18 protein-coding genes and 3 pseudogenes are annotated in these 19,395 nt (G+C 33.8%); 17 read left to right on the top strand and 4 right to left on the bottom strand.

What is annotated here, in order from left to right; genetic code table 11:
- Positions 1-220: 220 nt before the first annotated feature.
- Positions 221-1,615 carry a 6-phospho-beta-glucosidase gene (locus AC4BC4_RS08845; protein WP_438755861.1) on the top strand — a complete coding sequence of 465 codons (1,395 nt, stop codon included), beginning with the start codon at positions 221-223 and terminating at the stop codon, positions 1,613-1,615.
- Positions 1,616-2,082: 467 nt separating this feature from the next.
- On the opposite strand, the gene AC4BC4_RS08840 is transcribed toward AC4BC4_RS08845, so the two are convergent.
- Positions 2,083-2,409, bottom strand: a complete 327-nt coding sequence (locus AC4BC4_RS08840; protein ID WP_490475438.1) for a winged helix-turn-helix transcriptional regulator — start codon at positions 2,407-2,409, stop codon at positions 2,083-2,085.
- A gap of 161 nt (positions 2,410-2,570) precedes the next feature.
- Between AC4BC4_RS08840 and AC4BC4_RS08835 the strand changes: the two genes are divergently transcribed.
- The 14 genes and pseudogenes from AC4BC4_RS08835 to AC4BC4_RS08770 all read left to right on the top strand — a co-directional run bounded on the left by AC4BC4_RS08835 (position 2,571) and on the right by AC4BC4_RS08770 (position 12,853).
- Positions 2,571-3,542, top strand: a complete 972-nt coding sequence (locus tag AC4BC4_RS08835; protein WP_490475437.1) for an NmrA/HSCARG family protein — start codon at positions 2,571-2,573, stop codon at positions 3,540-3,542.
- Positions 3,543-3,858: 316 nt separating this feature from the next.
- Positions 3,859-4,083 (top strand): annotated as a pseudogene (locus AC4BC4_RS08830) (DUF3850 domain-containing protein).
- A gap of 119 nt (positions 4,084-4,202) precedes the next feature.
- Positions 4,203-4,532: pseudogene (locus AC4BC4_RS08825) on the top strand (hypothetical protein); the annotation flags it as partial.
- Between the two features lie 567 nt (positions 4,533-5,099).
- Complete coding sequence (locus tag AC4BC4_RS08820) at positions 5,100-5,360, top strand: hypothetical protein (RefSeq protein WP_490475436.1); 261 nt, start codon at positions 5,100-5,102, stop codon at positions 5,358-5,360.
- Positions 5,361-5,523: 163 nt separating this feature from the next.
- A complete protein-coding gene (locus tag AC4BC4_RS08815) occupies positions 5,524-5,820 on the top strand; it encodes a WXG100 family type VII secretion target (RefSeq protein WP_010761887.1) in 297 nt (98 codons plus the stop codon).
- A 73-nt stretch (positions 5,821-5,893) separates the two neighbouring features.
- Positions 5,894-6,304, top strand: coding sequence for a hypothetical protein (locus tag AC4BC4_RS08810; RefSeq protein ID WP_490475435.1), 411 nt, complete (start codon positions 5,894-5,896; stop codon positions 6,302-6,304).
- Positions 6,297-7,868: pseudogene (locus AC4BC4_RS08805) on the top strand (cutinase family protein). The gene AC4BC4_RS08810 and the pseudogene AC4BC4_RS08805 overlap by 8 nt, the downstream one beginning before the upstream one ends.
- A gap of 15 nt (positions 7,869-7,883) precedes the next feature.
- Complete coding sequence (locus AC4BC4_RS08800) at positions 7,884-8,171, top strand: hypothetical protein (RefSeq protein ID WP_490475434.1); 288 nt, start codon at positions 7,884-7,886, stop codon at positions 8,169-8,171.
- Positions 8,172-8,175: 4 nt separating this feature from the next.
- Positions 8,176-8,502, top strand: a complete 327-nt coding sequence (locus AC4BC4_RS08795; protein WP_490475433.1) for a hypothetical protein — start codon at positions 8,176-8,178, stop codon at positions 8,500-8,502.
- Between the two features lie 914 nt (positions 8,503-9,416).
- Positions 9,417-9,983, top strand: a complete 567-nt coding sequence (locus AC4BC4_RS08790; RefSeq protein WP_490475432.1) for a trypsin-like serine peptidase — start codon at positions 9,417-9,419, stop codon at positions 9,981-9,983.
- A 70-nt stretch (positions 9,984-10,053) separates the two neighbouring features.
- A complete protein-coding gene (locus AC4BC4_RS08785) occupies positions 10,054-10,449 on the top strand; it encodes a hypothetical protein (RefSeq protein ID WP_490475431.1) in 396 nt (131 codons plus the stop codon).
- A 42-nt stretch (positions 10,450-10,491) separates the two neighbouring features.
- Entirely contained in the window at positions 10,492-11,331 is an 840-nt protein-coding gene (locus AC4BC4_RS08780; RefSeq protein WP_490475430.1) for a hypothetical protein, read from the top strand.
- Positions 11,332-11,388: 57 nt separating this feature from the next.
- The gene (locus tag AC4BC4_RS08775; RefSeq protein ID WP_490475429.1) at positions 11,389-11,904 is read left to right on the top strand and encodes a hypothetical protein; all 516 of its coding nucleotides are present in this window, start codon (positions 11,389-11,391) and stop codon (positions 11,902-11,904) included.
- 502 nt (positions 11,905-12,406) lie between these two features.
- Positions 12,407-12,853: a hypothetical protein gene (locus AC4BC4_RS08770; RefSeq protein WP_490477389.1), complete on the top strand. Its 447-nt coding sequence runs from the start codon at positions 12,407-12,409 to the stop codon at positions 12,851-12,853.
- 249 nt (positions 12,854-13,102) lie between these two features.
- Here AC4BC4_RS08770 and AC4BC4_RS08765 read toward each other — a convergent pair whose 3' ends face one another.
- Positions 13,103-13,531 carry a hypothetical protein gene (locus AC4BC4_RS08765; protein WP_438755894.1) on the bottom strand — a complete coding sequence of 143 codons (429 nt, stop codon included), beginning with the start codon at positions 13,529-13,531 and terminating at the stop codon, positions 13,103-13,105.
- A gap of 180 nt (positions 13,532-13,711) precedes the next feature.
- On the bottom strand, positions 13,712-15,001 hold the full coding sequence (locus tag AC4BC4_RS08760) for a BaiN/RdsA family NAD(P)/FAD-dependent oxidoreductase (protein WP_490475428.1): 1,290 nt from the start codon (positions 14,999-15,001) through the stop codon (positions 13,712-13,714).
- A gap of 138 nt (positions 15,002-15,139) precedes the next feature.
- Between AC4BC4_RS08760 and gdhA the strand changes: the two genes are divergently transcribed.
- Together gdhA and AC4BC4_RS08750 are read left to right on the top strand one after the other, a co-directional pair.
- Positions 15,140-16,486 carry an NADP-specific glutamate dehydrogenase gene (gdhA, locus tag AC4BC4_RS08755; protein ID WP_490475427.1) on the top strand — a complete coding sequence of 449 codons (1,347 nt, stop codon included), beginning with the start codon at positions 15,140-15,142 and terminating at the stop codon, positions 16,484-16,486.
- A 276-nt stretch (positions 16,487-16,762) separates the two neighbouring features.
- A complete protein-coding gene (locus AC4BC4_RS08750; RefSeq protein WP_490475426.1) occupies positions 16,763-18,112 on the top strand; it encodes a glucose-6-phosphate isomerase in 1,350 nt (449 codons plus the stop codon).
- Between the two features lie 52 nt (positions 18,113-18,164).
- Here the strand turns inward: AC4BC4_RS08750 and AC4BC4_RS08745 are convergent, their stop codons facing one another.
- Positions 18,165-19,364, bottom strand: coding sequence for a tyrosine-type recombinase/integrase (locus tag AC4BC4_RS08745; protein ID WP_490475425.1), 1,200 nt, complete (start codon positions 19,362-19,364; stop codon positions 18,165-18,167).
- Positions 19,365-19,395 lie beyond the last annotated feature (31 nt).

Genomic DNA, 19,395 nt, shown 5'->3' with positions numbered 1-19,395 from the left:
TAGCCTGAAAATTATAAAACCTAAAAAAATTTGCGACAATGAGTATCGCTAGAATGAATTTTTATTAGTATTCAGAGTCTAAGCAACTTCTTTTCATTTTAATAAGTATAACATAAAATAATTTGAAATAGTGCTTGACATGGGAACATTCCCACATATTATCATGATATTGTAAACGATGTCAGAACGTATTCTGAACAAAAAATCAGGAGGGAAACACATGACAAGAGAAGCATTGAAAATCGCAACAATTGGTGGAGGATCTAGTTATACACCAGAATTGATTGAAGGATATATTAAAAGAAAAGACGAACTGCCAATCAAAGAAATTTGGTTAGTTGATATTGAAGAAGGAAAAGAAAAGTTGGAAACTGTTGGTGCTATGGCTAAACGGATGGTCAAAGCAGCTGGTCTAGACTGGGAGGTTCATTTAACTTTAGACCGTCGTGCAGCTTTAAAGGATGCTGATTTTGTATCAACACAATTTCGAGTAGGATTACTTGATGCTCGGATCAAAGATGAGCGTATTCCATTATCTCATGGCGTATTAGGTCAAGAGACAAATGGAGCAGGTGGTATGTTTAAAGCATTCCGTACGATTCCTGTGGTTCTTGGAATCATTGAAGATATGAAAGAATTATGTCCAGATGCATGGCTTGTTAATTTTACTAATCCTGCTGGCATGGTGACAGAAGCGGCAATTAAACATGGTGGATGGAAGAAAACTGCCGGTTTATGTAATGTACCGATCGGTCACAGAAAACAAGCAGCTGAAAAATTAGGCATTCCAGAAGAGGATCTATTCTTCAAATTTGCGGGGATCAACCACTTCCATTGGCACCGTGTATGGGACAAACAAGGAAATGAGCGCACGCAAGAGTTGATCGATTTGATTTATGGACCTCAAGAGGATTCTGAGAGTCATTTGAAAAATATTCATAATGCACCTTTCCATTATGAACAAATCAAGGATTTAGGCTTGTTACCATGTGGCTACCACCGCTATTATTATATTGAAGATGAAATGCTGAAGCATTCGATCGAAGAATTTGAAAAAGGTGAGACAAGAGCCCAAGTGGTAAAAGAAACAGAAGCTCGTTTATTTGAACTATACAAAGATCCAAACTTAGATTACAAACCAAAAGAGTTGGAACAACGTGGTGGGACACATTATAGTGATGCTGCATGTGAGTTGATTGCATCGATCCATAATGATAAACGTACAGATATGGTCGTTTCAACTGAAAATAATGGAACGATCACTGATTTACCATATGATTGTGTTGTTGAAGTGTCAGGTCCTGTAACTGCACATGGACATGAGCCGTACAATTGGGGCGCATTCCCACCAGCTGCTCGTGGAATCATTCAAGTGATGAAAGGAATGGAAGAGACGGTTATTCGTGCAGCTATTGACGGAGATTATGGTGCGGCATTACATGCCTTCACGATCAATCCATTAGTTCCTGGCGGAGCAATGTCTAAAACATTGTTGGATGAACTACTGATTGCACACAAAGACCATCTACCAAACTTTTCTGAAGCAATTGCTAAGATTGAAAAAGAACAACCTGATACTGTCCTTTATGTGACGGAATTGATGAAGAGTAATTAATTTAATGACAATAAAAGACAAATAGTACAAAAGAGAGTCTGGGACAATAGTCCTTTAAAAAAGAAAACAAGTTAAATTTTGATGATTATTGTCAAAATTTAACTTGTTTTTTCTTCTTTTTGTGTCTTTTCATCCATATAGGTCCCTAATTTTTTTAAATTTAGTGTCATGACCTTGTTTACCTCGCAAATTGGAACGATCCAACACTAATTTAGCTTTTAGATGGTTTGCATCGGCTTTTTGTTTTCGGTAAATCGAACCTGCGAGTCATATTCTCTTAAATGTTTGATTTCCAAAAATAGTCGTTTTCTGGACACCCTAAGTATCAATTCCTCAAATTAAAAATGAAAATAGCTTTTACTATCTGCTTTGAGTGTCCTTTATAGATACTTGTCAAAATAGAAATGTTAGTCCCAAATCCAAATAAGATAAGGTGTTAGAATGTGTTTTTCAACTTTCAAGTAAACTCAGTTATCTAAATACTTCTCTCCCCATTCAAACATGGTTTCTATAATCGGAAAAAACTTTTCACCTAACTCAGTTAATGAATACTCTACTTTTGGCGGAACTTCTTTGTAAACTTCACGATGGACAAGTTTATCTTGCTCTAGTTCTCTTAGTTGCTTGGTCAACATTGATTGTGTCATCTCAGGAAAACAACGGTTAATTTCTCCGAATCGCCGTGGTTGCTCTGAAAGATACCATAGTAACACCAATTTCCACTTTCCACCTAACATTTTCTGCACTTTTGCTAAAGAGCATTCAGGTGTGTAGTATTTTGTATTTTTTTTCATAATATCCTCCTAAACATTCTCATTACTACCAAAAATAGTAGTACATACAAAAAAAGACAGTACTTGTTTTATTTGTTTAAACATAATGAAGTGATTGTAACATGTTTGCTGTGGTTTTTAAAAATCTTGTTCAATGATAAAAAAGGTGAACTGTTACATAAATGCTAAAAAAACTTTATAAAAATTTATACTCGAAAGGTGATTTATACATGAAATCAAACAATCAAAAATTAATTTTAGTAGTCGGTGCTACCGGATTACAAGGAGGTGCTGTCACAAATGAAGCGCTGAAACAAGGCTTTAATGTTCGAGTTTTAGTAAGAGACAAAAACACATCTAAAGTCCAAGATCTTATTCAAAAAGGAGCCGAAGCTGTAGTAGGTGATTTTGATGATTCGTCTTCTTTGGAAAATGCTATGAAGAACGTTGATGCTGTTTTTTCAGTCCCAATTTCTGGAATAGATACTATCGAAAATGATAAGGAGAGAAGGCAAGCGTATGCAGTTATTCAAAGTGCAATTAAAAGTGGTGTGAAACAATTTGTACATACTTCTGTTGCAGCCACAAGTAGATATACCGAGTTTCCAAAATGGGGAACAGGTTATTGGTTTGAAAAGTATTGGACCGATAAGTGGGATATAGAAGAAGCTGTCCGTTCTGCAGGATTTTCTTCATGGACAATACTGAAACCAGCCATGATTATGGAGAATTTCACTGAGAAAGTCGAGCTCATATATCCTGATTTAAGACAAGGGAAAATAAAAACCGTTACTTTTGCTGATACACAAATAGATTATATCTCAGTTAAAGATCTTGCTATGTTTGTTTGTGCAGCCTTTGAAAATCCTGAAAAATTCAATGAACACAATATTGAACTAGCTGCTGAATCACTATCGTATAAAGATATTGCTGAAATCATTTCAAAAGTCACAGGAAAAGAGATTGAGGTCTCAACACTTAGTATCGAAGAATCAAAAAGAGAAGGAACGCATCCATTTTCTATCTTAGGTCAGGAATGGGATAATTTAGTTGGTTACAATGTGGATATTAATTTATTAAAAACGTATAACGTAAAATTGACTTCTTTTAAAGAGTTTGCAAAAGCAAATAAAGATCAGTTCAAAATAGACTAACATTTCTCAAAAAAATTTTTATTAATCACGGGATTTTTTAAACATTTTTAATTCAGTTTTCAATAATTTAAGGTGCAAAAGAAAGTATATCCTGTTAAAGATTGCGAAAGAAAATAGAGTTTCAGAACAATAATTTTATAAAATGAAAAAAACGAATGAATTTAGCCATAAGCTAGATTCATTTGTCTTTTTATGTAACTTAAAATTGCCATTTATCGAAATAATTTCGTGCCATTTAAAAAGAAAAATGACAAGGTGAATTAACTAAGTAGATTCAGTCTCAAAAAAGGAAGGTTTTTGGGAAAGAAGAATTTTAATGATTCATGGGCTAAAAATTGCGCCTGAATATTTTAAAGATGTACGAACTGGATTGAAAAAATTTGAAATCAGGAAAAATGATTGAGATTTTAAGGATGGTGATCGATTATCTTTAAAAGAGTGGAACAGTTATCATTACACTGGAAAATCAATCAATGTAGTAGTTACGTACATAACCGATTACATGCAAAAAAAGGGGTGCGTTATATTAGGCATTGAATGAACATTAAGAACTGTATTTTCATGAAACGTTTAAACAGCGGTTTTTGGGATAGATTTAGAAATGTAGTGTCATAAAAAAGGAGGTTATAATGTCAAAATGTTTTTAAAAAAAGGAAAGTAAACAATACTATATATTGGAGTTTAGCAGAGAATTACAGGGAAGGAACGAAAATTAAACAGCGTGTGATTCTGAATTTAGGAACTACAGATCGAGTAATTCAAAAATTATCTGCAGATAATCAGTATGGTCATTTTTTGACTAAAGTAGCAAGTGAAGAAATGAAAACAGTAGAAAGTATTAATGAACTGTGGGATCAAGTTTTTAATGAAAATTGTTTATTAGGCATGAAACGGATTCCAGACCATACTATAGATATGATTTTTTGTGATTTACCCTATGCAACCACAAATAACCATTGGGACAGTTTAATTCCTCTTGAACCACTTTAGAAAGAGTATAAACGAATCATAAAGGGCAATGGGGCAATCGTTCATACAGCTCAAACACCTTTTGATAAAATCCTTGCCAACAGTAATTTGGATATGTTGAGGTATGAATGGATTTGGGAAAAAACAACTGCTACTGGACATTTAAACGCAAAAAAATGCCAATGAAGGCACATGAAAATGTTCTCGTTTTTTATAAAAAGCTACCTACCTACCTACCTACCTACCTACCTACCTACCTACCTACCTACCTACCTACCTACAACCCTCAAAAAACAACAGGACATAAGCCAGTAAATAGCTACACTAAGCACCAAAATGATGGCAGTAACTACGGTAAAACAAAAGAGTAGGCATTTCTGGTGGTGGTTCTACAGAACGATACCCACGCAGCGTTTTAACATTTGCTACTGACAAACAGAGATTAGCAATACACCCTACACAAAAGTTAGATCACTTTAATGCTTATTTTTTATTGATGTTTTTGTTTTTATACCCTGTTCACCAACAGGAATTAGATGGTATGCTACACCTCATTTAAAAAAATATAACGAGAAAGAAGGATGTCTCTTGAAAAATGAATGGACGATTCAACAATTATGGTCAGCAAAACACTCTCTGATGAACAAAAAAATTCTTAATAAGGACGAAGTAACAGCCCTTACTACTTTATTAACGTTGTTGTTAGGTACACATATTCCCACACCACAAGAAGTGAAACGAGCGTATGAATGTCAAGAATTACTCCGACACTGTCAGAATGATCATCAACGTACTTGTTTTTTACCGATGGTTGAACAGTACGAACGAAAATATACACTCCTGTACTAAAAAAACACGATAACTCTTCATTTGTTAAGTTTTAACAAAAATCGATTATATGTATTCCTTTTGGAATGTTTTATTTTTTTTTATATTATTTATAATTGACAAGAAAAATTAGGAAAGATATACTTGATTAGTAAAATTAATTATTCAAAAGGGAGAGATAATCATGGCAGGGGCAATTTCCGTCACACCCGAGCAACTGAAATCACAAGCAAAGGTGTATACACAATCACAACAACAAATCCAAGATGCGATTCGTAAAGTAAACTCAATGAATCAACAGATTGCACAAGAATGGAAAGGTCAAGCATTTCAATCATACTTAGAGCAATACAATCAGCTAGAAGGTAACGTGAAGAAAATGGAAGAACTGCTTATCAGCATTAATAGTCAATTAAATAAATATGCGGATACAGTGGCACAACGTGACCAACAAGATGCCAGTTCTTTCGGTTTAAACTAAAAAATATAGTGACGAAAAAAGCGTTCGTGCAAAGCCTTGCGCTAACGCTTTTTTTAGTAAAGGAGTTTAACGTTTGAATAAGAAAAAAGCAGTTAAACTAGGACTAATTACAGGAATTATCATACTTGTAGGAATAATAGGTGTGTTAGGAGTGAAAAAAATGACCGAACCAACAGAAAAAGAAAAACAAATTACTTTTCTCAAAGAACATGAAAGTGAGCTAACCGAATATATCAAAAATAGAAATCCTAAAAGTAAAATCTCAAAGGTAGATTATGAATGGAATTCATTTAAAGTTGAAGATAGTGGGGCATTTACTCAAAAACTATATACTTTAAAAATTAATTTATATGACAGTAACAAGAATGAAATTGATGGTGGTGTTATTACCATTATTCCAGATAATATAAATATGCCTTCAGAAATAAAAGAATTATCTACTAATAATTTCGATAGAGGGATAGGAGAAAAAAATAATGGCTGATTTGGATAACTTCACCAATATTTATGCAGATTTGGCGCAAAGTTCTTATAACAACAGAAAAGACAGTGAAGGAAATATTTATAACTTTGCCAATGGTTTGACTGATAGCCAAAAAAAACAATTAGCAAAAGATCAATCGGTTAAATTTGATTTTTCTGGTTCACAAGATGCACATGGAAATAGTATTGATTCCGTTTATTTACAACCAGATAACACAGTCAAAACAGTAACTGAAAAGAAGTTTTTTGGCAAAGATAAGGAATACCAAAAAGGGTTATTAACGGATGAAAAAGCAGGGTATAACTCGTATTATGTTACGAATACCCCTACCCTAAATACAGACACCAAACATACATATTTCACTACTCGTGGAAGTGATGGTGCTTCTACAGATGTAAAAAAAGGGTGGGCAGGTAATAATTTAAACGATTGGGTGAACAATAATGCGTCCTTTGCAGTAGGAGATGCCCATATCCCCCAAGCAAAATTAGCAACAGAAGCGATGCATCAAAAAATAGAAGAGATGAGAACAAAAGCGCCGAATGCAACCATGTCTATGACCGGACATTCATTAGGAACAATGGTGACAATACAGGCTGTCGCTAATTTGCCAGCTGGAGATATTTCTAAAATAGATAAAGTCATTTTATTTCAAGGACCAGATGCGCGAATAAGTATCGATAATATGCCCAACGAGCAAGCGCGTAAAAATATTCAACTGCTCGAAGAACAAGGAAAAATCGAATATTATGTGAATGCTTTTGATATTGTTTCTATGCTGAATCGAAATAAAAAAGGCGTGGATGAAATCGGAAAAGTCCATTATTTATTGCCAAAATCCTTTAACACAACATTTGATGGTGGTAAAAATGGTTCTAGTCATGATTTTGGACAGTATCAATTAAATCCAGATGGGACACCTAAAGAAGCCAATTTAAAAGACCATGGGTATATTTTTAGTGCAGGGATCAAATTATCTGCACTTATCGATAAATATATGAACAAGTTATTAGCCACTACAGGAGCAGGAATGGATTCTGGAGCATTTTGGGCAGCAATCGCATGAGATGCGTACCTCTATAAAAAATTTATGAAAGAATACGACAAAATTGTTGCCGATGCTAAAGTCGCAAGTGAATGGCAAGGAGACGTAGCTAGCCTACAAGGACGTATACGTGGAGCTTCTGGCAGTAAAAAAATTGAACTTCGGGGCAAACTTGCCACAGAAGTCGCAAACAAAGCGAAAATAGTTGGCGACGACTATGTATTAATTCAAAAAAATGACCAACAAGAAGCAGAAGATGAAGTAGATTTGGTTGTAAAAGAAATTGAAAATGGAGCAAAGGACATTCAAAAATATTTAGAAAGCTATGAAGTTGAAGCCCTGATTGCTCCCTATAAAAAAACTAACTTGTGGGATAGTGGCCAAGCAACAAGCAATACCAACGAAGCAAAAAAATACAAAGAAAAATTGACTGCATTCAGTAAAACGTTAACGACTGTCGCAAAGAACATTCAAGAATATGATGGCAATGCAGGGAAAAATATATTTACGAAGAAGTAACAAAGGAGTTTTAGTATGGAGGAAGAAAAAGCCTTACAATTAAAATTAAAACAAGAACAGAAAAATCAAGAACGGATCGCTATAAAAGCAATCATCACCGCAAAAAAGGCACGGTTAAGCACAACCAGACAAACGTCTACTAGTACACTAAATGAACTGGCAGAAGCCATGTACCAACAAAGCAATAGTATCCTTCCAGGCGCACTAGAAGGAGCTTTACAGGGAAACAGTGCAACGTCTGCCAAACAGAGTTTGACCCAGTTAGCGAAACCAACCTTTAAAACACCTGTAAAAGAGGTTTAATCGAATGAGTCCAGAAGAACGAAAAAAGAAACAACGTCAAGTAACCGAACAATACGAGCAGGAAAAACGAGACCTTCAACAAACCCAGAAAAAGATGGACGAAGAAGTAGAACATTTCAAAAAAGACACCGAAAAGTTGATGGATAAAGTTCTATATCATACAAAAAATGATTCATGGGATAAGCGATCATTCTATCGCCAAATGGAAGAAAGTCAAGCCACGATTCAATCTGAAACTCGACGATTCACACAAAAAGTAGAAGAAAAACAAAATGAACTACAACGGACCTACCAACGAACAGTAGAGAAACTAGAACAGGAAAAGGAGTGAGTCTAAAATATTTGCTCCTTTTTTGTTAGGGATTTTCATAAAAAAGAGGTAGCGGCAGGAAATTGACATTTTTGTACGGTTCGTACCTAAAATATTCGTTTTAGGTGAATGAAAGAATGATCCTTTTATATCAAATTAGTAAGTAGCTAAAAGTGATTTTGTGAAGATACAGCGAAATCACTTTTTTTAAATTTATATGTATGCGACTAATCAGTATTTACAGTAGCAAATTTAAACAGATTTACTTAATTAGATGATTTCCAAAAATAGTCGTTTTTATCTGCTTTCAATCATTCCTTGTTTTATGTATAATCAATAGAATTTGCTATTAAGTATATAGTTTTTTCAGACTCGACTTATATCATTCTCTTAGGGAAGTTGTGTCGAACTTTCCTTATAGAATAAAAAAGTCTAAAAGTTTCTATTTTAAGTAATGAGCTATTTATTTCTATAGTTGACACAATTAAGTATTATACCAAGTTCTAACACTACTAACCAATTAGTATACTCTAGACTGAAAGAGAAACCTTAGTAAATCAAGGATTCTCTTTTTTCATTTTAGAGGCTCTTATTTTTAATGAAATTGAAATATTTTTATTGAATAATTTGAAATTTATCAAATTATTTTTCAGTTTTTTCAAAAGATTGAGAGGCCTTCTTCCCTATTTGTCTCACGACTTGCATCTTTTTTCAGATGTGGAAATACTGTGACTTGCAATAGCTATACAGCTCAACGTTATCTCTAAGTTCTTTGGTAAAAGAAAATTTTGTAACAATTTTTTTTCCTCTTACTTAGGAAAATATAAAAAAAATAAATATAATATATATTATATAATGAATAAGACTTTTTCTTTTAATCAGAAATGTTAATGGAATTGAAATAATTTTAAATGATGAATAATGGAGGGCTAGAAATGAAAAAACAGTTTGTTGCTATGGGATTATGCTTGATTTTTGGAAGTGTGTGGTTTTCAAATAGCTACGCAGAGGAATTAAATAAAAGTAATGCATATGATTTTGTCGAGTATGATGTACAATCAGGGAAACAAAAAATTATACCTTTTAAAGAATCAATATATGATAACATGCCAGAATTTACAGAACCTTCTGAAAGTAATGGTGTAACAAATAATAGACAATCGGGGATTATCGGTGAAGATGATAGAAAGAAAGTATTTAACACTACAATTTTTCCATATTCAACCATAGGGCTAACCAATGGTGTTGGTAGTGGTGTTCTAATTCAAAAAGATTTAGTTCTTACTGCGGCTCATGTAGTTTGGAATCAAGAAGCTGGATTTTTTGTTATAGATGGGTTTGATCCAGGTCTTTCCGGAAGTGAAAAACCATTTAAGAAAAGTCTCATAAAAAAAATATACATTTTGAAATCTAGGTTAGAAAATCCAAGTGTTGACAATGATATTGCGCTAATTAAATTAAAAGAACCTGTAGGGGAAACAACAGGTTGTAACATACACTGACAGTGAACGAAGAGATATTTTTACAACTTCGGGCTATCCTGGTGATATAGACGGTAAAATAAATTACTTTATGTATACGGATTCAAAGAAAATAGAAGATACGATCTCATACACTATAAATGGACGCAATTACGAATTTAATGGGTGGCAAAAAGATAGAATTTTGACTGTATTTGATACCACCCCAGGTCAAAGTGGTTCTCCGATATATGATTCTGATTATCGAGTTAGAAGTGTTGTATCTGGATATCTTATTACAGGAGACAATACTCTTTGTTCAGAAAGTACTAAAATATCAAAAGAAAAATTTGCGATGATTTACAGTCTAATGACAAAAGAAGACATACAAATACCTGTTGAATCTATTGATATATCAGCGAGTAAGCTAGAATTATCTCCCGATGAGTCACACACATTAAGCGTTAGTATACAGCCAGTAGGCGCAACCAATACCAAAATTAATTGAGAAAGTACTGATAATAAAATAGCTTCTGTTACATCCGATGGCGTGGTAACTGCGCACAGTCCAGGTCTTGTTACCATTAAGGCACAGATCGATAGTAAAGTTGCTACCTGTATTATTGATATAAAAACGATAGATGACCACGGGAATACTGGTGAGACAGCAACGAAAATAAAAGTAAGTGAATTGGTAAAAGGAAGAATAGATACCGAAGAAGATATAGATGTTTTTGAATTGGAGATACCCTTTGGAAATAATAAAACAATTGTATTAGAGTCAGCTAACGGATATGTTGAAAAATATACAATACAAAATTCCAGTGGACGTTGGTTTGATAGTTTCAAAGGTGAAAAGCAACTAAAGCTAGAAGGGAAACCGTATTATACGACATACACTTCAAAAATTAACGGAGATAAGTTGATACGTTTCTTCGTAGATAAAACCATAGTATCTGTAGGTAAAAGCTATGAATTTAAAGCTTATATTTTACTAGAAGGTGAAGCTATAGACAACCATGGAGATACAGGTGAAACAGCAACGAAAATAAAAGCAAATGAATTGGTAAAAGGAAGAATAGATACCGAAGAAGATATAGATGTTTTTGAATTGGAGATACCCTTTGGAAATAATAAAACAATTGTATTAGAGTCAGCTAACGGATATGTTGAAAAATATGCAATACAAAATTCCAGTGGACGTTGGTTTGATAGTTTCAAAGGTGAAAAGCAACTAAAGCTAGAAGGGAAACCGTATTATACGACATACACTTCAAAAATTAACGGAGATAAGTTGATACGTTTCTTCGTAGATAAAACCTTAGTACCTGCAGGGGAAAGCTATGAATTTAAAACTTATATTTTATTGGAGGGTGAAGTGATATTGTAGATTTAAAATTTGAACAGTAAATAAATATAAGAGTATGAAAATATTAAAGGAGAAACGATGGCAGGATACGACGCGTGGTCCATTGCTAATTATGGAGTAGACAGTGCGTTAAATAGATTACCTATTTATTTAGTTAGCTATGGTTCAGGTCAATCAGCAGTATATGCGTATATGGCAGTTCCTTTTATCAAACTGTTAGGGTTGACAATATTTAGTATTAGACTTCCGATGCTACTTGTATCTACATGTACTATTTTTTTATTAATGTATACGTTACTAAAAAAAATGGAATCCAGAAAATTAATTGTTACTATTTTATTTTTTATTAGTATCAACCCGTGGAGCATTATGGGGAGTCGATTTGGTTTAGATGCAAATATTGCTCCTAATTTAATTTTACAAGCTATATGTTGGTTGATATTGGGGGCTAGCACAGAAAAAGGAAAAAGAATTTATTACTATAGCCTGTCTATTATTCTACTGTGCTTAACAGCATATTCTTATATAGCAACATGGTATTTTTTGCCAATTTTTTTAATTGGTTTAGTTTATCTAGTAAAAAAAATCAGCTAATTACAAATCGGCAAATAATCATCTTAACTGTAATCGCTACGTTATGTATCATACCTATCGTTATTTTTGCAGGGATACAATTCTTTGGAGACAATAATATATCGTTGTTTAAAATAACGATACCAAAGCTTTTATATACACAAAATGAAGGTCAAACTATTTTATATAACGATAATTTATTCATTTCCATTATAAATAATTTGAGAGAAGGGATTTCATTATTAATACATGGAGTAGATGGTGCTCGTTTTAGTACATTGAATGGATTTGGATTTATATATAATCTTGCAGGCGTATTCTTGTTATTTTTAGGTGTGGTAAAAATAATAAGAAAGATTTATTTAGTAAAGTCATATTCCTGTGGTTGCTAGCTGCTATCCCGTGTATAGTGATTGTTACACCACTGGTACATCATTGGAATATTATAATGTTCCCTCTGATCATTATTGCTTCTTATGGATTGGAAAGCTTGTGGGTGTATACACATAAAGTAACTGACAATATGGCTATTGTATTTTTCTTATGTTTGTTTGTTCTGTTTATAAAAGACTATACTAGTAATCAAGAGATGAGAAATGGTAGTTATATAATGTCTACTAATTTGAAAACGGTCATAAATAAAACAAACAAATTTGAAAATGTTTTAGTTTATCGAGACAGTTTAGTGCAACAAGGAGATTTACAATTTATCTATTTTCGTTTTTATGATCCTATGTCACCTTATGAATGGCAATCGGAGAAAGATGAGCCATACAGTAAAGAAAATAACATCACTCGTTTTAAATATGGAAAATACTATTTTTATTCAGATAACGAAGAAATAGAAAATCTTAATCATTCCGATAGTGTATTTATCTTGGGAAATAGGGGAAAAACTAATATAACGGAATTTGAAGCCAACCAATTTAAAGTTGAAAAAATTGACGAGTTTACGTTAATATACAAATAAATAGAAAAAACACGTTGCGTGTAAGCCGAAAGAATCACTTTTAACATCATTTTCGAGTGGTAGATTGGACGACGAAGCTGTGGTAAAGTGGTTTGAGTGATGGCATAATTTTTCAAATAGAAAAGTACACTCCTTTTGGTTGAGTTTTCTCACTTTAATCTTACTAGGTTGTGTGCTTTTTGTGTACCCTTAAATCAAAAAAGTGGGACAATGATCAGATTTTTTCTGACTATTGTCCCAGAATTTTATTTAATAGAGTTCAACTCCAGAAACGTCACTTAATAATGAATCTAACGGCTCGATATTAAACACATATGAACGATAGCGAAATAGATGATTCAAAAGGATAAAGGCAGATAATTCAGTGAATAAAAATATTTTTAACGAAGCGATGGAAAGGCTAAGTAAAGAAATTGCTAAAAATAAAATAATAAATAATGAGAATAAGCGCTTGATATCATTTGTATTTGTAATCGTTATTTCTTTCGTTTCAGAAGTTACATATATTTTTTGAGAAAAGCGGAAAAGACCTTCTCTAAATTCAAGGGTATCTCCAACTTTAACCTCTAGTTCAGTTGTGATATTATTGAATAGTTTTCCTTGTTTAACACCATTTTTATATACAATGAAGTGACGTACGCATCCCCAAGTTGTTTGTCGTTTTAAGTTGATTTTCATCATAACCACCTCCTAAAACTATTTTCACATATGGAGAGTAAAAAAACATCAAACAAAAGACTGATTTATTTTTAACGATTTATCCTGCTAAAGTCGTAGTCGATGCGTTAAAAATAGAGTAATAAAAAACACACTGGATAAGGATTCCAGCATGTTTTTTATTCTATAGTAAGGATACACTTATTCCTCATCTAAATCAGGTAAATACGTATATTCTGCAATGCTAGCTGCATGTGTTCCAGCCACATGTCCAGTGACAAAAGCAGCAGTAACGTTATAGCCTCCTGTATAACCATTAACATCAAGTAATTCACCTGCAAAAAACAAACCATTGATCAATTTACTTTCCATCGTTTTCGGTTGAACTTCTTTCAATGAAATACCGCCTCCGGTCACAAAAGACTTTTCGATTGGCAGTGTTTTTTCGGCTGTTATCTTAAAAGATTTTAATTGTTGAACGAGTTGATCCACTTGTTGATCTGAGACTTGTTTAGATTGGCTGTCGGCTAGGTTACATTTATTTAAGACGAAATCCAGCAGACGTTCTGGAACGAGATTTTTTAAAGCGTTTTTTGTTGATTTATCTGGTTGATCTGAAAGTTTTCGTTTTATCTCTTTCGTTAGTTCGGCTATAGTTTTTTGAGGGAAAATATCTAATTGGAGCATAACAGGATTCAGATTATTTTTTGCTAATTCCTGATTTACAAAACTTGAACATCTTAAAGCTGCTGGACCAGATAGACCAAAATGAGTAAAAAGAAGATCCATTTGATGTTCTACAACTTGCTTTCCTTTATTATTTAAAACAGAAAGTGAAATGTCTTGTAATGAAAGACCTTGCAAGGTTTTGTCTTTTATAAAATCATCGTTCGATAGTATTGGAGACTCAGTTGCATACAAGGTGCTGATCGTGTGACCCAATCTTTTTGCCAGTTTGTAACCATCACCAGTTGAGCCAGTAGAAGGATAAGTTCGACCGCCTGTTGTTAAAATAACACAAGGAGCGTAAATTTTTTCATGTTCTAATGCCACTCCGATGACTTGATCTTCTTTGCGCAATATTTTTTCAACTTTTGCCTCTGTGTAGATCGTTACACCGAGTTGTTCTAATTGGTTAAACAAAGTCTCAACGATTGTTTTTGAACGATCTGTGACAGGAAACATTCGGCCATGATCTTCTTCTTTCAAGTGAGTTCCATTTGATTCGAAGAACTCCATAATATCGTAATTGTTAAATTGTGAAAAAGCACTATATAAGAATTTTCCATTTCCAGGAATATGTGCAATAATTTCCTCTGCTGGACGATTGTTTGTCACGTTGCAACGACCACCGCCAGTTAGTAAAAGTTTTTTACCTACTCGTTTGTTTTTTTCTATTAATAATGTATTGCTTCCAGATTTTGCTGCGGCAATAGCAGCCATCATACCACTTGTACCTGCCCCAACAACGATGACGTCGAATAATTTCATAAATTCTCCTCCATTTCAATGGTAGTTTAACACAATTTTCAAAACTTTTTCTACTTTTTTTGCAATTAATGGTAAAAAATTGTGGAAATTTTCAGAATTTAGGTTAAAATAGGATTATAACGATGAGAGGGTGATTAAATGGAAGCAAAACAGTACGTGGAAGAGATTCAAAAAAAGATTCATGAAAATGATCGAGGGCAAGTAGAATACTTGCAAGCAGTTGACGAGTTTTTACCAACGGTTGAGGTATTTTTAAAAGAAAATCCAGCATTCATTGAAGCCAATATTTTAGGTATCTTGATCGAGCCAGAGAGAATTTTACAGTTTAGAGTTCCTTGGCAAGATGATCAAGGAAATTGGAAAGTCAACCGCGGCTATCGTGTCCAATATAATTCTGCGATTGGTCCGTACAAAGGCGGCTTACGTTTTCACCCTAGCGTAAATTTAAGTGTGATGAAATTTTTAGCATTTGAACAAATCTTTAAAAATAGCTTGACTGGTTTACCAATTGGTGGTGGTAAAGGCGGGAGCGATTTTGATCCGAAAGGAAAATCAGATGCTGAAGTCATGCGTTTTTGTCAAAGTTTTATGACTGAGCTACAAAAACATATCGGACCAAGTACCGATGTACCAGCAGGAGACATTGGTGTTGGAGCAAGAGAGATTGGCTATTTGTTCGGGATGTACAAGCGTTTGAGAAATTATGATGCGGGCGTTCTTACTGGTAAACCATTAGGCTATTGGGGCAGTGAAGCGCGAACGGAAGCGACAGGATATGGCTGTGTTTATTTCGTTAAACATCTATTAAACGACTCAAATGATTCCTTTAAAGGGAAAAAAGTTGTTGTTTCAGGTAGCGGAAATGTGTCGATCTACGCGATAGAAAAAGCGAAAGAATTAGGTGCAACAGTTCTTACTTGTTCTGACTCAAATGGTTTTATTTACGATCCGAATGGTATTGATGTTGAATTGGTCAAAGAACTAAAAGAGAAAAATCGTGAACGCATTTCTAAGTACGTGGATACTCATTCAGGCGCGACGTATTATGACGGCCAATCAGTGTGGGATTTTGAAGTTTCTTATGATATTGCGTTGCCTTGTGCCACCCAAAATGAGATAAATGAAAAGCAAGCTGAAATTTTAGTCAAAAATGGCGGAAAGGTAGTTGCTGAAGGAGCGAATATGCCATGTACGTTGGATGCTGTTGCAGTACTCGATAAAGCAGGCGTATTGTATTGCCCAGGTAAAGCTGCAAATGCTGGTGGTGTAGCAGTTTCTGCATTAGAAATGAGCCAAAACTCAGAGCGTTTGTCTTGGTCATTTGAAAAAGTAGATGGCATGTTGGATGATATTATGAAAAATATTTATCAAACGTGTCGCGATACGGCTAATAAATATGATGCTGCGGATAATTTCGTTTTAGGGGCAAATGTTGCGGGATTTGAAAAAGTTGCTCGAGCTATGATGAGCCAAGGATTAGTTTAGTCTAAAAGAAAAAAATAGTTTGATTTTAACATTATAATTAGAAATAATGAAGAATAGTCGTAATGTCAATGGTATGATTATTCTTCATTTTTTTCAAGAAGTTTTTTGTCAATTTCATTTCAAGTTTCAAATGATTTACTTATTTAATAGTAGAGAGTATTCATTTTAAATGAATTAAAATAAAATTGGTACAGACAATCATAATTTGCTTGAAAAAAGCATCAAAAGAACGTAAAGTAGATACTGTACTAAGTTTAATTTCAAGGAGGAGAAGGAATGTCACACATTCAATTTGATTATTCCAATTTGACACCATTTGTTGCTGATCATGAATTGGAATACATGCAGGCACAAGTGACTGCCGTAGACAAAGCATTAAGAGAAGGTACTGGAGCTGGAAGTGATTTTACTGGTTGGATCGATTTACCAGAAAATTATGATAAAGATGAATTTGCTCGTATCAAAAAAGCAGCTGAAAAAATTCAATCAGATTCAGAAGTTTTAGTTGTAATTGGTATTGGTGGATCTTACTTAGGTGCAAGAGCAGCAATTGAATTTTTACATCATTCATTTAATAATTTATTATCAGCAGATGAAAGAAAAGCGCCACAAGTTTTCTTTGCAGGAAATAGTATCAGCTCAACATACTTAGCTGATTTAATAAATGTTATTGGTGATCGTGACTTCTCAGTTAATGTGATTTCTAAATCAGGCACAACGACAGAGCCTGCAATCGCATTTAGAGTATTCAAAGAATTATTGATTAAAAAATATGGTAAAGAAGAAGCCAATAAACGTATCTATGCAACAACTGATCGCGCTAAAGGTGCTGTTAAAGTGGAAGCAGATGCACAGGGTTGGGAAACATTTGTGATTCCTGATGATGTTGGTGGACGTTTTACTGTATTGACACCAGTTGGATTACTTCCAATTGCAGTTAGTGGTGGCGATATCGATGCTTTGATGACAGGTGCTAATGATGCGCGTAAGGAATATGCAACAACAACTGATTTAAGTAAAAATCAAGCATATCAATATGCTGCATTAAGAAATATTTTATACCGTAAAGGTAAAACAACTGAAATGTTAATCAACTACGAACCAGGGATGCACTATTTCTCTGAATGGTGGAAACAATTATTTGGTGAATCAGAAGGAAAAGACCAAAAAGGAATCTTCCCAGCAGCAGCTGATTTTTCTACTGATTTACATTCAATGGGTCAATATGTTCAGGACGGTATGCGTAACTTATTTGAAACAGTTGTAAAAGTTGACGCACCGCGCCATGTTGTTTCTATCCCTGAATTAACAGAAGATTTGGATGGATTAGGCTATCTACAAGGGAAAGAAATTGATTTTGTAAATACAAAAGCTTTTGAAGGAACGTTACTCGCTCATACAGATGGTGGCGTACCAAATATGATCGTTAAAATTCCTGCAATGGATGCTTATTCATTAGGCTATGTTATGTATTTCTTTGAAATCGCAGTTGGAATTTCAGGTTATTTAAATGGTGTAAATCCTTTTGATCAAGAAGGTGTAGAGGCATATAAGAAAAATATGTTCGCTTTACTTGGTAAACCTGGTTTTGAAGAACTAGCAAAAGAATTGAATGCGCGCCTATAAATCAATGATTTAAAAGTTTATAATACTCGGACTCATGCCATCAAAGAGGAATTCAAATTCTCTTTGGTGGCATTTTGGTGGCATTTGATTTGATTTTGTTATCCATGTGGCTATCTAATTTATCCATAGCACTCTGTTTTACTTCTTCTGTTATATGAGCATAAATTAGGGTAGCAGTGGGGTTTTTATGCCCTAGTATTCCTTGTATATCTTCTAAACTAACTCCAGCTTGACGAAGTAAGATAGCGTGCGTGTGTCTTAAATCATGAACCTTGATTTTGGGTAACTTCGCTTTTTTTCTAATCCGTTCAAAAGCACCGTTCACAGTTCTGTCTGCTATTGGGTTGAAATCTTTGAAACAAAAGACAAAATCTAAATCAACATATTTTCTTTCTTTGTAGAAGGTGAGGTAATTTTGTTGCCTATTTTTTAATTCTAGCAATGCTTGTTTAACTGTTTTTGACATAACGAGTGTTCTAAATCCTGATTCAGTTTTAGGAGTGGACAATTCAAGTTGTCCATTCTTTTCTTTCCGATACAAGCGTGTCTGATCAATTTTAATCGTATTCCTCAGGAAGTCTACATTATCCCATTGTAATGCCATTAACTCGCCCTTACGCATGCCGGTATAGATTGCAGTAAGGAAAAAGTAATAATAAATGTATTCGTTCTCCTCTTTCGCAAAAGTTAAAAAGGTTTCAATTTGATTTTTATTGAAATAGTGAAGTTCCTTTTCTTTCGAAGTGACTGATTTCCTGAATTCAACACCGTTGCAAGGGTTAATTTCAATCATGCCAAGAGATATAGCCTTTTTGAAGGCGTTGTGCAAAGTTCCGTTTATTAATCTGATGGTAGTGGTAGCCAATCCTAGTTCATACAAACTATTGATATACTCCTGGTGATCTTTTAACTTGTAATCAGAAAGCTTGCTAAAACCGATATGAGGTACGATGTAATGCGAAATATTATAGCGATGCACAATCATAGTACCTTCTTTAACGTCTTTCTTATATTCGTTGATCCATTTAGTCAGGTAATCCTTCAATAAAATTTGAGTATTTCCAGATTCGAGTTTTCCGCTTTTAAAAAGATACTCAGCTTCTTTTGCAGCCTCTCTGGCTTCAGTTTTCGTTCTAAATCCACTCTTTGAAATTCTCTTTCTTTTACCAGTAGCAATATTGACACCAGTATCTATTTGATACTTGTAAAAATCTTTTCCTTTGCTGTTTTTGTATGTGGTAATGGTGGCCATTTTATCACTCCTCCATATAAGTAAATAACAA

The organism is Enterococcus sp. AMC1086, from assembly GCF_058216575.1.
The sequence above is the reverse complement of the archived record's forward strand: the minus strand, read 5'-3'. Positions and strand labels throughout refer to the sequence as shown.

Bases quoted from the DNA above. Each gene is read 5' to 3' on its own strand.
- AC4BC4_RS08745 (WP_490475425.1), bottom strand. From the start codon at position 19,364: ATGGCCACCATTACCACATACAAAAACAGCAAAGGAAAAGATTTTTAC.
- AC4BC4_RS08760 (WP_490475428.1), bottom strand. From the start codon at position 15,001: ATGAAATTATTCGACGTCATCGTTGTTGGGGCAGGTACAAGTGGTATG.
- AC4BC4_RS08840 (WP_490475438.1), bottom strand. From the start codon at position 2,409: ATGAAAAAAAATACAAAATACTACACACCTGAATGCTCTTTAGCAAAA.
- AC4BC4_RS08770 (WP_490477389.1), top strand. From the start codon at position 12,407: ATGGCTATTGTATTTTTCTTATGTTTGTTTGTTCTGTTTATAAAAGAC.
- gdhA (WP_490475427.1), top strand. From the start codon at position 15,140: ATGGAAGCAAAACAGTACGTGGAAGAGATTCAAAAAAAGATTCATGAA.
- AC4BC4_RS08835 (WP_490475437.1), top strand. From the start codon at position 2,571: ATGCTAAAAAAACTTTATAAAAATTTATACTCGAAAGGTGATTTATAC.
- AC4BC4_RS08750 (WP_490475426.1), top strand. From the start codon at position 16,763: ATGTCACACATTCAATTTGATTATTCCAATTTGACACCATTTGTTGCT.
- AC4BC4_RS08785 (WP_490475431.1), top strand. From the start codon at position 10,054: ATGTATACGGATTCAAAGAAAATAGAAGATACGATCTCATACACTATA.
- AC4BC4_RS08765 (WP_438755894.1), bottom strand. From the start codon at position 13,531: ATGAAAATCAACTTAAAACGACAAACAACTTGGGGATGCGTACGTCAC.
- AC4BC4_RS08790 (WP_490475432.1), top strand. From the start codon at position 9,417: ATGAAAAAACAGTTTGTTGCTATGGGATTATGCTTGATTTTTGGAAGT.
- AC4BC4_RS08845 (WP_438755861.1), top strand. From the start codon at position 221: ATGACAAGAGAAGCATTGAAAATCGCAACAATTGGTGGAGGATCTAGT.
- AC4BC4_RS08815 (WP_010761887.1), top strand. From the start codon at position 5,524: ATGGCAGGGGCAATTTCCGTCACACCCGAGCAACTGAAATCACAAGCA.
- AC4BC4_RS08775 (WP_490475429.1), top strand. From the start codon at position 11,389: ATGGCAGGATACGACGCGTGGTCCATTGCTAATTATGGAGTAGACAGT.
- AC4BC4_RS08795 (WP_490475433.1), top strand. From the start codon at position 8,176: ATGAGTCCAGAAGAACGAAAAAAGAAACAACGTCAAGTAACCGAACAA.
- AC4BC4_RS08800 (WP_490475434.1), top strand. From the start codon at position 7,884: ATGGAGGAAGAAAAAGCCTTACAATTAAAATTAAAACAAGAACAGAAA.